The sequence below is a fragment of the Streptomyces afghaniensis genome, from assembly GCF_044327915.1.
Lineage (GTDB): Bacteria > Actinomycetota > Actinomycetes > Streptomycetales > Streptomycetaceae > Streptomyces > Streptomyces afghaniensis.
Window position 1 is genome coordinate 1 of sequence record NZ_JBIRGJ010000009.1, and the last position, 13338, is coordinate 13338.

Annotated in this window: 13 protein-coding genes and 1 rRNA gene; 12 read left to right on the forward strand and 2 right to left on the reverse strand. The window is 72.8% G+C overall.

The genetic code is table 11. From position 1 onward, the window contains the following. The 3 genes from rrf to ACH4G3_RS31985 form a co-directional block, all read left to right on the forward strand. Window positions 1-92: ribosomal RNA gene (gene rrf / locus ACH4G3_RS31975) — 5S ribosomal RNA — on the forward strand; the annotation flags it as partial. A 216-nt stretch (window positions 93-308) separates the two neighbouring features. Then, window positions 309-1487 carry a hypothetical protein gene (locus ACH4G3_RS31980; RefSeq protein WP_397628148.1) on the forward strand — a complete coding sequence of 393 codons (1179 nt, stop codon included), beginning with the start codon at window positions 309-311 and terminating at the stop codon, window positions 1485-1487. Next, window positions 1379-2116 (forward strand): tetratricopeptide repeat protein, encoded by a 738-nt coding sequence (locus tag ACH4G3_RS31985; protein WP_397628119.1) that lies wholly within the window; start codon window positions 1379-1381, stop codon window positions 2114-2116. The genes ACH4G3_RS31980 and ACH4G3_RS31985 overlap by 109 nt, the downstream gene beginning before the upstream one ends. A gap of 76 nt (window positions 2117-2192) precedes the next feature. On the opposite strand, the gene ACH4G3_RS31990 is transcribed toward ACH4G3_RS31985, so the two are convergent. After that, window positions 2193-3485 (reverse strand): DUF1015 domain-containing protein, encoded by a 1293-nt coding sequence (locus ACH4G3_RS31990; protein WP_397627786.1) that lies wholly within the window; start codon window positions 3483-3485, stop codon window positions 2193-2195. Between the two features lie 72 nt (window positions 3486-3557). Here ACH4G3_RS31990 and ACH4G3_RS31995 point away from each other — a divergent pair, with 72 nt between their 5' ends. The 4 genes from ACH4G3_RS31995 (at window position 3558) to ACH4G3_RS32010 (ending at window position 7689) form a co-directional block, all read left to right on the forward strand. Beyond that, window positions 3558-4589, forward strand: a complete 1032-nt coding sequence (locus ACH4G3_RS31995; RefSeq protein ID WP_397627787.1) for an HAD hydrolase-like protein — start codon at window positions 3558-3560, stop codon at window positions 4587-4589. A 156-nt stretch (window positions 4590-4745) separates the two neighbouring features. Continuing rightward, window positions 4746-5789: a FecCD family ABC transporter permease gene (locus tag ACH4G3_RS32000; protein WP_397627788.1), complete on the forward strand. Its 1044-nt coding sequence runs from the start codon at window positions 4746-4748 to the stop codon at window positions 5787-5789. After that, entirely contained in the window at window positions 5786-6826 is a 1041-nt protein-coding gene (locus ACH4G3_RS32005; protein ID WP_397627789.1) for a FecCD family ABC transporter permease, read from the forward strand. Before ACH4G3_RS32000 ends, ACH4G3_RS32005 begins: the two co-directional genes overlap by 4 nt. Further along, window positions 6823-7689 carry an ABC transporter ATP-binding protein gene (locus ACH4G3_RS32010; RefSeq protein ID WP_397627790.1) on the forward strand — a complete coding sequence of 289 codons (867 nt, stop codon included), beginning with the start codon at window positions 6823-6825 and terminating at the stop codon, window positions 7687-7689. The genes ACH4G3_RS32005 and ACH4G3_RS32010 overlap by 4 nt, the downstream gene beginning before the upstream one ends. Here ACH4G3_RS32010 and ACH4G3_RS32015 read toward each other — a convergent pair. Further along, on the reverse strand, window positions 7673-8020 hold the full coding sequence (locus tag ACH4G3_RS32015; RefSeq protein ID WP_010046015.1) for a sterol-binding protein: 348 nt from the start codon (window positions 8018-8020) through the stop codon (window positions 7673-7675). The two genes, ACH4G3_RS32010 and ACH4G3_RS32015, sit on opposite strands and share 17 nt — an antisense overlap. Window positions 8021-8062: 42 nt before the next feature. On the opposite strand from ACH4G3_RS32015, the gene ACH4G3_RS32020 reads away from it, so the two are divergent. From ACH4G3_RS32020 to ACH4G3_RS32040, 5 genes are all read left to right on the forward strand, one after another. Beyond that, window positions 8063-8377: a hypothetical protein gene (locus tag ACH4G3_RS32020; RefSeq protein ID WP_397627791.1), complete on the forward strand. Its 315-nt coding sequence runs from the start codon at window positions 8063-8065 to the stop codon at window positions 8375-8377. A gap of 7 nt (window positions 8378-8384) precedes the next feature. Next, window positions 8385-9200: a TlyA family RNA methyltransferase gene (locus tag ACH4G3_RS32025; protein ID WP_397627792.1), complete on the forward strand. Its 816-nt coding sequence runs from the start codon at window positions 8385-8387 to the stop codon at window positions 9198-9200. Then, complete coding sequence (locus tag ACH4G3_RS32030) at window positions 9197-10102, forward strand: NAD kinase (RefSeq protein ID WP_354749996.1); 906 nt, start codon at window positions 9197-9199, stop codon at window positions 10100-10102. The genes ACH4G3_RS32025 and ACH4G3_RS32030 overlap by 4 nt, the downstream gene beginning before the upstream one ends. A gap of 154 nt (window positions 10103-10256) precedes the next feature. Beyond that, entirely contained in the window at window positions 10257-11975 is a 1719-nt protein-coding gene (gene recN / locus ACH4G3_RS32035) for a DNA repair protein RecN (protein WP_243382864.1), read from the forward strand. Window positions 11976-12187: 212 nt separating this feature from the next. Next, window positions 12188-13333 (forward strand): glycosyltransferase family 4 protein, encoded by a 1146-nt coding sequence (locus ACH4G3_RS32040; protein ID WP_397627793.1) that lies wholly within the window; start codon window positions 12188-12190, stop codon window positions 13331-13333. Window positions 13334-13338 lie beyond the last annotated feature (5 nt).

The following is a 13338-nucleotide window of genomic DNA, read 5'->3' on the forward strand; positions in this document are numbered from 1 at the left end:
CGCCCGGTTACATTCCGAACCCGGAAGCTAAGCCTTACAGCGCCGATGGTACTGCAGGGGGGACCCTGTGGGAGAGTAGGACGCCGCCGAACAATCTTTGGAAGGACCCCTGGTCACCAGCGTTCAGCTGGGACCAGGGGTCCTTTTTGTTTTTGCACTGCGCGCTGGGCACCCGGCTGCGCGAGAATGACTTGCGGTACCGAAGACAGGAGTCACCATGTCCACCAACTCTCCCGAAGACCGACCGGAGCGCGACCAGCAGCGACGGGAGGGGGACCGGAGCGACCGCGGCGGTCAGCGCGGGGACCGTGGAGACCGTGGTGGCTTCCGCCGCAGCGACCGCAGCGACCGCAGCGACCGCAGCGACCGCGGCGACCGAGGTGAGCGGAGCGACCGCGGCGAGCGTGGTGGCTTCCGGCGTGATGACAACCGTGGTGGTGGCGGCCGGCGTGACGACCGCGACCGAGGACCGCGCAGGGACGACCGTGATCGGGGCGGCTTCCGGCGTGACGATCGCGGTGACCGTCCCTCCTTCCGGCGGGACGACCGAGGAGAGCGACGGGACGACCGGGACCGTGGCGGGTTCCGCCGCGACGACAACCGCGGCGGTGGCTACGGTCGGCGTGATGACCGACGGGGCGATGACCGCGGGCAGCGCGGTGGCTTCCGACGGGATGACCGTCGGGACGACAGGCGCGATGACCGCCGTGACGACAGGCGCGAGGGCGACCGCGGCGGGTTCCCCCGGCGCGACGACCGTGCCCCGGAGCGCCGCGACAACCGGGACCGTAACTTCCGTGGCGACGACCGGGACCGCGGGCCTCGTGGCGACGACCGCGACCGTGGCTTCCGGCGTGACGACCGGGACCGTGGCTTCCGTGGGGACGACCGTGACCGCGACCGCGGTTTCCGGCGTGACGACCGGGACCGCGGCCCCCGCGGCGACGACCGCGACCGTGGCTTCCGGCGTGACGACCGCGGTGGCTTCCGCGGCCGTGACGAGCGCCGTGACGAGCGCCGTGACGACCGTCGCGGGGACGACCGCGGGGAGCGCGGCGGTTTCCGGCGCGACGACGCCCCTCGGGGCGGGCGTGGCGGATTCCGTCGGGACGACGGTCCTCGAAGCGAGCGTGGCGAGTTCCGTCGCGACGACAGCCGTGACACTCGCGGTGACCGCGGCGACCGCGGCGGTTTCCGTGGCCGGGACGACCGCGGACGGGACGACCGTGGGCGTGGCCCGCGGCGCGACGATCGCGGTGGGCGGCCCGGGGGCTTCCGGGGCCGTGATGACCGACGCGATGACCGTCGTGACGACCGTCGTGGCGGCGGCGGCCGGTTCCGTGAGGAGCGGGAGCGGGACAGGGAGCCGATCAAGCGGCTGCCGATCCCCGAGGACGTCACGGGCGAAGAGATCGACAAGGACGTACGGCAGGAGCTCCAGAGCCTGCCGAAGACGCTCGCGGACGATGTCGCGAAGAACCTGGTGATGGTCGCGCGGCTCCTCGACGAGGACCCCGAGGGCGCGTACGGCTACTCGCGGGTGGCGCTGCGGCTGGCGTCACGGGTCGCCGCCGTGCGGGAGGCCGCCGGGTTCGCCGCGTATGCCACGCAGAAGTACGGCGAGGCGCTGGCCGAGTTCCGGGCTGCCAAGCGGATGACGGGGAACATCGACCTGTGGCCGGTCATGGCCGACTGCGAGCGTGGGCTCGGACGGCCGGAGAAGGCGCTGGACATGGCCGGGGCGCCTGAGGTGCACAAGCTCGACAAGGCCGGGCAGGTCGAGATGCGGCTCGTCGCGGCCGGTGCGCGGCGGGACATGGGGCAGCTGGACGCGGCCATCGTGACCCTGCAGAGCCCGGAGCTGGCCTCCAACTCCGTGCAGCCGTGGACCGCGCGGCTGCGGTACGCCTACGCCGACGCGCTGCTGGCGGCCGGGCGGGAGTCCGAGGCGCGGGAGTGGTTCGCGAAGGCCGTGGAGGCCGACCGGGACGGCAGCACCGACGCCTCGGACCGGCTCGCCGAGCTGGACGGGGTGGAGTTCATGGACGCCCTGGCCGAGGACGAGGCCGAGGACGAGGGTGAGGGCGGCGACGCCGCCGAGGAGGCGCAGGACTGACCTCGCGCGGAAGGGGCGGATCCCGGTCGGGATCCGCCCCTTTCGTGTGTCCGGCCACCGCGTCAGAACCAGCGCGTCAGAGGTCCAGCGCGCGCAGCACCAGGCCCGAGGCCGGCTTCGGGCCGAACGACGTCGACTTGCGCGGCATGGTGACGCCCTGCCGGGCCAGGTCGCGGACGACCTCCTCGCGGACCGGGTGCATCAGGACGGCCGTACCGCCGTCGCGTTCCGCCTTCGCGACCGTGGCGGCCGTGTCGTGGATGTAGGTGATGTGCGCGGGGGAGTCCTCGGGGATGCGCCAGACGTGGTCGAGGAGCGTGGCGTGCAGGACCGTCGCGTCGAGGGTGCGCCAGGCGGTGGGGCGGTCGGCGGGGATCGTGCGGGCCAGGAGGTCCGGGTCGGGGTGGTCGACGAGGTGGAAGGCACCGTCGCCGGCCAGCAGGAACGCGTTGCCCGCACAGGCCGCGTCCGCCAGTGCCTCCAGGGCCTCGGACAGCGGGAGTTCGAGGCGGCGCACGCGGAAGTGGCCGTCCAGGGCGGCCACGGCCTCGACGACCGGCAGGTCGTGCAGGAGGCGGTGGATGGCGCGGACGCGCAGGGGGTAGCGGGCCGTGTCGACCAGGAGGACCAGGCCGTGGTCCCACGGGCTGGGGGAGGGGTGCTCCGTGCGGAGGCGGCGGTAGGTCGCCCAGCGGTGGTGGCCGTCGGCGATGAGGGCTTGGTGACGGGCCAGGCCGGCCTGGATCGTGGCCAGGTCGGCGGGGTCGGTGACCGACCACAGGCGGTGGCTGAAGCCGTCCTCCGTGGTGGTCGCGAGGAGCGGTGGCTGTTCGGCGGTGCGCTCGATCAGGTCCGCCGTGGCGGTCGTCGAGTCGTCGCCGCGGTAGGTCAGCAGGAGGGGTTCGAGGTTCGCGGAGGTGGCCCGCATCAGGGCCGCGCGGTCGGCGACGATGTGCGGCATGACGTCCTCGTGCGGCAGCACCACCTGCTCGGCCGGGTCCGAGACGCGCAGGGCGCCGATGACGCCGCGTTGCAGCATGCCGTTGCCGTCCCGCTGCTCGTAGACGTACAGGCCGGGTTGCGGGTCGGTGGTCAGGACGCCCTCGGACAGCCAGTGGCGCAGGGTCTTTGCGGCCTGGTCGTTGCGGGCGCCGGGGGTGGCGGCCTCGGGGAGGATCAGGCGGACGATGTTGTACGGGTCGGCTGACTGGAGATGGTGCACTCCGTCGGGGCGGACGACGACGTCGTACGGCGGGGACGTCACTGCGGCCAGACTGCCGACCCGGTCGGGGTCGTAGCGAAGGCCTCGGAACGGGGTGAGTTCCAGGCCTCGGCGCTCCGTTGCTTCCGAGTGACCTGCTGTGTTCATCCCGGCATCGTACGGCTGTCAGTGGCATGGGGGATGATCGGGGGAAAGCCGTCGAACGAGGAGCGATGCGGGATGAGCCGGAGCGTCAGGACGAGGCCCGAGGGCAGTGGGCGGGCCCTGAGCGAGGCGTACGACACGGCGCTGCTCGACCTGGACGGTGTTGTGTACGCGGGCGGGAGCGCGATCGCGTACGCCGTCGAGTCGCTGGCCACGGCCCGGACGGGCGGGATGCGTCTGGCGTACGTCACCAACAACGCGCTGCGGACTCCGGACACCGTGGCCGGGCATCTGACGGAACTCGGCATACCGACGGGCGCGGACGACGTCATCACCTCGGCGCAGGCGGTCGCGCGGCTGATCAGCGAGCAGGTGCCGCAGGGCGCCCGCGTGCTGGTGGTCGGCGGTGACGGGCTGCGGGTCGCGTTGCGCGAGCGCGGGCTCGTGCCCGTGGAGTCGGCGGACGACGATCCGGCGGCGGTGGTGCAGGGGTACGGCGGTCCCGAGCTGCCGTGGGGTCGTTTCGCGGAGGCCAGTTACGCGGTCGCGCGCGGTGTGCCCTGGTTCGCCTCGAACACCGACCTGACGATTCCGAGCGGGCGTGGGATCGCGCCGGGCAACGGCGCGGCGGTGGAGGTCGTGCGGATCGCCACGGGCGCCGAGCCGCAGGTCGCGGGCAAGCCCCTGCCGCCGATGCACCGGGAGACCATCCTGCGGACCGGGGCGGAGCGGCCGCTGGTGGTGGGGGACCGGCTGGACACGGACATCGAGGGCGCGTTCAACGGGGAGGTCGACTCGCTGCTCGTCCTGACCGGGGTGACCGACGGCGCTCAGCTGCTGGCGGCGCCGCCGCAGCACCGGCCGACGTATGTGGACGCCGATCTGCGCGGGATGCTCAGCGGCCAGCCGGATGTCGTGGAGGCGGGCGACGGCGGGTTCCGGTGCGGTGGCTGGACGGCGACGGCCGGTGCTGACCGGCTGGAGCTCGACGGGGACGGCGAGGCGCTGGACGGGCTGCGCGCGTTGTGCGCCGCGGCGTGGACGGCCGCCGGTGCGGGGGTGTGCGAGCTGGACGGGGGGAAGTCACTGGCGAGGCTGGGCCTTTGAGTGCCCGTCGGATGCGCGGTTCCGAGTCAGGGGCGGATCCGCGGTTCCGAGTCAGGGTTGGGTCCGCGGCGCGCGGGCACACTCCGGCGGGGTGTCCGTGGCGGCGGCCGGACTCCGGAATCGAGATCGTTGGCAGGGTAGGCTAACCTAACTTGCGTGTTGGTCGACAGTCCCCCCGAACAGCGCGCGGAGACCGCCCCCGCGCCCCCGACCCGACGGGCGATACGTGCCTTCGGGCTCGTCCTGGCCGTTGCGATCCTGGTGCTCGTCGCGCTGGCGAGTATCGCGATCGGAGCGAAAGAGCTGTCCCTCGGACAGGTCTGGCACGGCTTGTTCGAGGACTCGGGGACGTACGGCGACGTCGTCGTCGCGGAGCGGCTGTCGCGGACCGTGCTCGGGCTGCTCGCCGGCGCCGCTCTCGGCCTGGCCGGAGCGGTTCTCCAGGCGCTCACGCGCAACCCGCTGGCCGACCCCGGCCTGCTCGGCATCAACGCGGGTGCGTCCGCCGCGGTCGTCACGGCCGTCACGTTCCTCGGGATCACCTCGCTCAGCGGCTACGTCTGGTTCGCGTTCTTCGGAGCGGCCGCGGTCGGGGCGCTGGTGTGGTTCCTCGGCGGCAGCCGGGGCGCGACGCCGGTGCGGCTCGCGCTCGCCGGTACGGCGATCAGCGCCGCGCTCTACGGCTACCTCCAGGCCGTGATGATCATGGACGACGCGGCACTGGGCAAGATGCGGTTCTGGACGGTCGGTTCGCTGTCCGCGGCGAACGACTCGACCATCCGGCAGGTCCTGCCGTTCCTGCTGGCCGGCATGGTGCTGGCGCTGGCCCTGTCCCGGCCGCTCAACGCCATGGCCATGGGCGACGACACCGCCAAGGCGCTCGGCGCCAACCTGAACCGGACGCGGGCGCTGTCCATGCTGGCGGCGACCGTGCTGTGCGGGGCGGCGACCGCGGCCTGCGGGCCGATCGTGTTCGTCGGGCTGATGGTGCCGCACGTCGTGCGTTCCTTCACCGGGCCCGACCTGCGCTGGATCCTGCCGTACGCGGCGATCCTGTCGCCGGTGCTGCTGCTCGGCGCCGATGTCATCGGCCGGATCGTGGCCCGGCCCGCGGAACTGCAGGTGGGCATCGTCACCGCGATCCTCGGCGGGCCGGTGTTCATCTATCTCGTACGACGGCGGAGGACGGCGCAGCTGTGAAGACCACCAACCGTGCCGTGCGGACCCCGGGCGGGCTCTCCGTGCGCCTGGACGTGCGGGCCTTGACCGTCGTGCTCCTGCTGCTGGTCGCGGCGCTCACGGCGAGTGTCGTGCTCATCGGTACCGGCGACTTCCCGATCCCGGCCGCCGACGTGCTGCGGACGCTGTTCGGCGAGGGCAACGCGGGCCAGGAGTTCATCGTCAACGAACTGCGGCTGCCGCGGGTCCTGGTCGGGCTGCTGGTGGGCGCCTCGCTCGGGCTCGGCGGAGCGCTGTTCCAGTCCATCTCCCGCAATCCGCTGGGCAGTCCGGACGTGCTGGGCCTCGGGCAGGGGGCGACGGCCGGCGCGCTCACGGTGATCGTGCTGTTCTCCGGGAGCGCGAACCAGGTCGCCGCCGGGGCGCTGGCGGGCGGTCTGGTGACCGGCCTGGCCATCTATGTGCTCGCCTGGAAGCGGGGTGTGCACGGATACCGGCTGGTGCTGGTCGGTATCGGTGTCTCCGCGATCGTCACGGCGGTCAACGGCTATCTGCTGACCAAGTCCGACATCGTGGACGCGGCCCGCGCGGTCGTGTGGATGACCGGATCCCTCGACGGCCGCGACTGGGCCCAGGTCTGGCCGCTGCTCGGGCTGTGCGCCGTGCTCGTGCCGCTCGTCCTGTGCAACGCGCGCGGGCTGCGGATGATGGAGATGGGCGACGACGTGTCGTACGCCCTCGGGGTGCGGGTGGAGCGCGTACGGCTGCTGCTGATGGTGGCGGCCGTGCTGCTGACCGCGTCCGCGACCGCCGCCGCCGGTCCGGTCAGCTTCGTCGCGCTCACCGCGCCGCAGCTGGCCCGGCGCCTGACCCGTGCGCCCGGCCCGAACCTGCTGGCCTCCCTGTGCATGGGCGCCGCCCTGCTGGTCATCGCCGACTGGCTCTCGCAGCGGGCGTTCGGCGCCGAGCAGTTGCCCATGGGCGTGGTCACCGGCGTGCTCGGCGGTGTCTATCTGCTGTGGCTGCTGGTCACCGAACGCAAGGCGGGCAGGATATGAGCAAGAACCGAAGGAGCACCGTGAACCGTCTGTCCGCCGAGAACGTCACCCTCGCCTACGACCAGCGCGTCATCGCCGAGCAGTTGTCGGTGGAGATACCCGACAACTCCTTCACCGTGATCGTCGGCCCCAACGCGTGCGGCAAGTCGACGCTCCTGCGGGCGCTGTCGCGGATGCTCAAGCCCAGTACGGGCCGGGTGCTGCTCGACGGACAGGTCATCCAGTCGATGCCCGCGAAGAAGGTCGCGCGCACGCTCGGTCTGCTGCCCCAGTCGTCCATCGCGCCCGACGGCATCACCGTCGGCGATCTGGTGGGCCGCGGCCGCTACCCGCACCAGGGGATCCTGCGCCAGTGGTCGACCGAGGACGAGCGGGTCGTCCAGGAGTCGATGCGGCAGACCGGCGTCGCCGAGCTGGCCGACCGCTACGTCGACGAGCTGTCGGGCGGTCAGCGCCAGCGCGTGTGGATCGCCATGGCACTCGCCCAGCAGACGCCGCTGCTGCTGCTCGACGAACCGACGACGTTCCTGGACATCCAGCACCAGATCGACGTGCTGGACCTGTGCGCGGAGCTGCACGAGGAGCAGGGGCGCACGCTCGTCGCCGTGCTGCACGACCTGAATCATGCCGCCCGCTACGCCACGCACCTCATCGCCCTGCGCGAGGGCGGGGTCGTCGCCGAGGGCGCGCCGAAGGACATCGTCACGGCCGGCCTGGTGGAGGAGGTCTTCGGACTGCGCTGCCAGGTCATCGACGACCCGGAGACGGGGACGCCGCTGGTCGTGCCGGCGGCGCGGAAGGCACGCGTCGGGACGGGGACCGGGGCAGGGGTCGAGAAGACGGTCGCTACAGAAGTTTCCTGAGCTGGAGCAGGTCGCGCACGCCCGCGTGCAGTTTCACCCGGCCCGAGCCCCAGGCCTTGGCGAAGCTCAGCTCGCCGTCGACCAGGGCGACCAGGTCGTCACCCGTCATGGCGAGCCTGATCTCGGCCCGGTCCGGCGGCGGTCCCTGCACGGTGTCGTGCACCTCGATCCGCCCGCCGCGCATACGGCCGACGAAGGTGACGTCCAGGTCCGTGATGTGGCAGCTCACCGAACGGTCCAGGGCCGCCGCGTCGCGGACGTCCCCTTCGGCGCGCTGCATGTTGTCGGAGAGCTTGTCGAGTGCGCTGCGGCACTCCTCGATCGTGGCCATCGCGATCGACGGTACCGCAGCGGTTCGCGGTAGCGTCGGGGCATGGAAGACGCAGTTCCAGAAATGCCGGTGGCGGAGGAGGAACCCGCCCCCGAGCCGGAGCCCGGGTCTGAGCCGGTGCCGGCGCCGGAGGACGACCCCGCCGCCCCCGCCCCGCTGAACGTGCCCCGCACCCCTACGGGCAACGCCGACGTGGACGCGGCCCTGGACCGGCTCGGTGACGCGGATCACCTCGCCACGGACGGACACGTCGAGGTGTACGAGGATGTACACCGGGGGCTGCGCGACGCGCTCACCGCGCTCGACGCCCGCCCGGGACCTCCGGTGCCCCCGTCGCAGCACGGACCGAGGAGCTGAACCGAACGTGGCAGGAGTCGCACGCCGCCGTCTCGACGCGGAGCTGGTCCGCCGGAAGCTCGCGCGTTCGCGTGAGCACGCCGGCCAGCTGATCGCCGCCGGGCGGGTCTCCGTCGGCAAGACCGTCGCGACCAAACCCGCCACGCAGGTGGAGACCGCGGCCGCGATCGTCGTCGCGGCCGACGCGAACGATCCCGACTACGTGTCGCGCGGCGGGCACAAGCTCGCCGGCGCGCTGACGGCGTTCCTGCCGCAGGGCCTGGTCGTCGAGGGGCGCAGGGCACTCGACGCCGGAGCGTCCACCGGCGGTTTCACCGATGTCCTGCTGCGCGCGGGCGCCGCCCATGTCGTCGCCGTGGACGTCGGATACGGACAACTCGCCTGGTCTCTGCAGAACGATGAACGCGTCACCGTCAAGGACCGTACGAACGTTCGCGAATTGACACTTGAAGAGATCGATGGGGAGCCTGTGGATCTTGTCGTGGGGGATCTGTCCTTCATCCCGCTCGGGCTGGTCCTGCCCGCCCTGGTGCGGTGCGTGAAGCCGGACGCGGACCTGGTGATGATGGTCAAGCCGCAGTTCGAGGTGGGGAAGGAGCGGCTGGGCAGCGGGGGAGTCGTACGCAGCCCCCAGCTGCGGGCCGAAGCGGTGACGGGGGTGGCCCGGAAGGCCTGGGGGCTGGGGCTCGGGGTGAAGGGCGTGACGGCCAGTCCGCTGCCCGGGCCGTCGGGGAATGTCGAATACTTTCTGTGGCTGCGGGCCGGGGCACCGGAACCGGACCCGGCCGATGTCGACCGTGCAGTGGCGGAGGGGCCGCGTTGACCGAGAACCGAGCTCGTACTGTTTTCCTGCTCGCCCACACGGGGCGGCCCGCCGCCGTGCGCAGTGCCGAGCTCGTCGTGAAGGGACTGCTGCGCTCCGGTCTCGGCGTGCGCGTCCTGGAGGCCGAGGCGCGTGACCTGCCGCTTCCGGACGAGGTGGAGCTGGTCAAGGAGGCCACTCCGCAGTGCCTCGACGGGTGTGAGCTGCTCATAGTGCTGGGCGGTGACGGCACCCTGCTGCGCGGTGCCGAGTTCGCGCGGGCGTCGGGCGTGCCGATGCTCGGCGTCAACCTCGGGCGCGTGGGGTTCCTCGCGGAGGCCGAGCGGGACGACCTCGACAAGGTCGTCGACCGGGTGGTGACCAAGGCGTACGAGGTCGAGGAGCGGATGACCGTCGACGTCGTGGTGCACCGCAACGGGGACATCGTGCACACGGACTGGGCGCTGAACGAGGCGGCCGTGCAGAAGGTGTCCGCCGAGCGGATGCTGGAGGTCGTCCTGGAGATCGACGGGCGGCCCGTGACCGGGTTCGGCTGCGACGGGATCGTGTGTGCGACGCCCACGGGGTCGACGGCGTACGCGTTCTCCGCGGGTGGGCCGGTGGTGTGGCCGGAGGTCGAGGCGTTGTTGATGGTGCCGATCAGCGCGCACGCGTTGTTCGCGAAGCCGTTGGTGACATCGCCGGATTCTGTGTTGGCTGTGGAGGTTCTGCCACACATTCCGCCGGGTGTGCTGTGGTGTGACGGGCGGCGGACCGTTGAGTTGCCGCCCGGGGCGCGGGTGGAGGTGCGGCGGGGGGCTGTGCCGGTGCGGCTGGCTCGGTTGCATCATGCGTCCTTCACCGACCGGCTGGTGGCCAAGTTCGCGCTGCCTGTTTCCGGGTGGCGGGGAGCTCCCCATTAGCGTGGCTGCTCGTCGTCGGCGGGTGCGGGCCGTCTGTGGCTTGTCGCGCAGTTCCCCGCGCCCCTGAAGGGCGATCCACTCTCGTGGGTGACAAGGGCAGGCCAGTCGCAATCCTTGGCTCGGACCTCGTAAGGTCGTGTCCGTGTTGGAGGAGATGCGGATACGGTCGCTCGGCGTGATCGACGACGCTGTCGTCGAGCTGTCGCCCGGGTTCACCGCGGTCACCGGTGAGACGGGTGCGGGCAAGACCATGGTGGTCACCAGCCTCGGGTTGCTGCTGGGCGGGCGCGCGGACCCGGCGCTGGTGCGGATCGGGGCCGGGAAGGCCGTCGTGGAGGGGCGGATCACCGTCCCGGACAACGCCACGGCAGCCGTACGCGCCGAGGAGGCCGGGGCCGAGCTCGACGACGGGGCGCTGCTGATCAGCCGTACCGTTTCCGCCGAGGGGCGCTCACGGGCGCACCTGGGCGGGCGCAGTGTGCCCGTGGGGGTGCTCGCCGAGCTCGCGGACGAGCTGGTGGCCGTGCACGGGCAGACGGACCAGCAGGGGCTGCTCAAGCTGTCCCGGCAGCGGCAGGCGCTCGACCGGTACGCCGGTGACGCGGTCGCCGTGCCGCTGGCCAAGTACGGCGAGGCCTACAAGCGGCTGCGGGCGGTCTCCGCCGAACTCGACGAGATCACCACGCGCGCGCGTGAGCGGGCCCAGGAGGCCGACATGCTGCGCTACGGGCTCGACGAGATCGCCGCCGTCGAGCCCCGGGCCGGTGAGGACGTGGAGCTGGCCGAGGAGGCCGAGCGGCTCGGGCACGCCGAGGCGCTGGCGTCCGCCGCCGCGGTCGCGCACGCCGCCCTCGCGGGCAATCCGGAGGACCCGGAGGGCGTCGACGCCGGGACGCTCGTCGCGGGCGCGCAGCGGGCCCTGGACGCCGTACGGTCGCACGACCCGGCGCTGGCCGCGCTCGCCGACCGCATCGGGGAGATCGGGATCCTGCTGCGCGACGCGGCCGGGGACCTGGCCGGGTACGCCGACGACCTGGACGCCGATCCGCTGCGGCTGGCGGCCGTCGAGGAGCGGCGGGCCGCGCTGACCGGACTGACGCGGAAGTACGGCGAGGACATCGCCGCCGTGCTGGCCTGGGCCGAGCGCAGTGCCGCCCGGCTGACCGAACTCGACGGGGACGACGAGCGGATCGGGGAACTGACCGCCGAACGGGACGCGCTGCGGGCCGAACTGGGAGGGCTCGCACAGGCGCTGACGGACGCGCGGACGGAGGCCGCCGAGCGGTTCGCCGCTGCCGTGACCGCCGAGCTGGCCTCCCTGGCCATGCCGCACGCGCGCGTGTCCTTCGACATCCGGCAGACCGAGGACCCCGACGGCGTCGAGGTCGGCGGCCGTCCGGTCGCGTACGGACCCGCTGGCGCCGACGAGGTCGAGCTGCTGCTGGCCCCGCACCCGGGCGCGCCGCCGCGGCCGATCGCCAAGGGGGCGTCCGGTGGTGAGCTGTCCCGCGTGATGCTGGCCGTGGAGGTCGTGTTCGCGGGGACGGATCCCGTGCCGACGTATCTCTTCGACGAGGTCGACGCCGGTGTCGGTGGCAAGGCGGCGGTCGAGATCGGCCGGCGGCTCGCGCGCCTGGCGAGGACCGCGCAGGTCGTGGTCGTGACCCATCTCCCGCAGGTCGCCGCCTTCGCCGACCGGCAGTTGCTGGTCGAGAAGACGAACGACGGGTCGGTCACCCGTTCCGGTGTGAAGGTGCTGGAGGGCGAGGAACGGGTCCGGGAGCTGTCCCGGATGCTGGCCGGCCAGGAAGATTCGGAGACGGCCCGGGCGCACGCGGAGGAGCTGCTGGCGACGGCTCGGGCGGATCTGTAGCCGAGGAGCGGTCGCGTAGTTGACGGGAGATGCGCCGATCTTCACTCGTGTGGGTGACCCGGCCCGGCGCGTCTCCCCGATGCCGCACCCCCGCTGTCGCGCCGCCGGGCTTCGGGCGTTCCCGGAACCCGCATGTGTCCTGGCATCCTTGGCGGAGGACGCGTGGGAATCCTGCGCGGTGACTGCCCGACCCGAACCAGGAGCCCGGCCACGTGACCCCCGTGAGCAGCCACTCACCGCATGGCCAGTCGCCGTTGCGCACCGTGCAGGTGCTGGGCGGAGGCAATGCGGCCAGCAGTGCGCATGTGCGCTCCCTGACTGCGGGGCTCGTCGCGCGGGGCGTGAAAGTCACGGTGTGCGCCCCTTATGAGGCGGATCGCGCCTATGACTTCAGTGGTGTCGGGGCGGACCATGTGCATGTGCCGCGCAGCAGTGACCCGGTGTCGGTCGCGGCCCTGCGGGCGGCCTGTGCCGACGCCGATCTGGTGCACGCGCACGGGCTGCACGCCTCGTTCCGTACCGTGCTCGCGCTCAGCGGGCGGCGCGTGCGTACTCCGCTGGTCGTGACGTGGCACGACCGGGCGCACGCCGACGGGGCACGCGCCCATCTGCTGCGGGTGCTGGAGCGGCGGGTCGTGAAGGCGGCCACCGTGGTGCTGGGGACCACCTCGGCCCTCGTGGACCGGGCCAGGCGGACCGGCGCGCGGGACGCGCGGCTCGCGGCCGTCGCACTGCCCGGCCCCCGCAGGCCCCTGGAGCCCGACGACCCCGACCGGCTGCGCCCCAAGGTGCGTGCCGAACTCGGCGCCACCGGACGGCCGTTGCTGATGGCCGTCGGCTCCCTGGAGCGGCACCGCGGGTACGACGTGCTGCTGGACGCCGCGCGCGCCTGGCGCCGGCTCGATCCCGTGCCCCTGGTCGTGATCGCGGGCGAGGGGCCGCTGCGCGGTGAACTCCAGGAGCGGATCGAGGGCGAGGAGCTGCCCGTCCGGCTCATCGGGCGGCGCGACGACATCACCGACCTGCTCGCCGCCGCCGACCTCGCCCTGCTGCCGAGCCGATGGGAGGAGGCGCGCTCCGTCCTCGCCCAGGAGGCCCTCCACGCGCGCGTGCCGCTCGTCGCGGCCGACGTCGGCGGCATCCCGGAACTCGTCGGCGATGCGGCCGAACTCGTCCCGCGCGGCGACGCGGAGGCGCTCGCCGGCACCGTCGTACGCCTGCTCGGCGACCCCGAGCGCCGGGAGCTGATGAAGGCCAGGGGCGCGCGGCAGGCGGCGACCTGGCCGAGCGAGGACGAGACGGTCGCCCAAGTGCTCAGCGTGTACGACGAGTTGACCCAGCCCCGGCCCCTTGCCTAGACATC

Coding starts and splice junctions, on each gene's coding strand:
- ACH4G3_RS32015 (WP_010046015.1), bottom strand. CDS start 8,020: ATGGCCACGATCGAGGAGTGCCGCAGCGCACTCGACAAGCTCTCCGAC.
- recN (WP_243382864.1), top strand. CDS start 10,257: ATGCGGATACGGTCGCTCGGCGTGATCGACGACGCTGTCGTCGAGCTG.
- ACH4G3_RS31995 (WP_397627787.1), top strand. CDS start 3,558: ATGAGCCGGAGCGTCAGGACGAGGCCCGAGGGCAGTGGGCGGGCCCTG.
- ACH4G3_RS32010 (WP_397627790.1), top strand. CDS start 6,823: ATGAGCAAGAACCGAAGGAGCACCGTGAACCGTCTGTCCGCCGAGAAC.
- ACH4G3_RS32020 (WP_397627791.1), top strand. CDS start 8,063: ATGGAAGACGCAGTTCCAGAAATGCCGGTGGCGGAGGAGGAACCCGCC.
- ACH4G3_RS31990 (WP_397627786.1), bottom strand. CDS start 3,485: ATGAACACAGCAGGTCACTCGGAAGCAACGGAGCGCCGAGGCCTGGAA.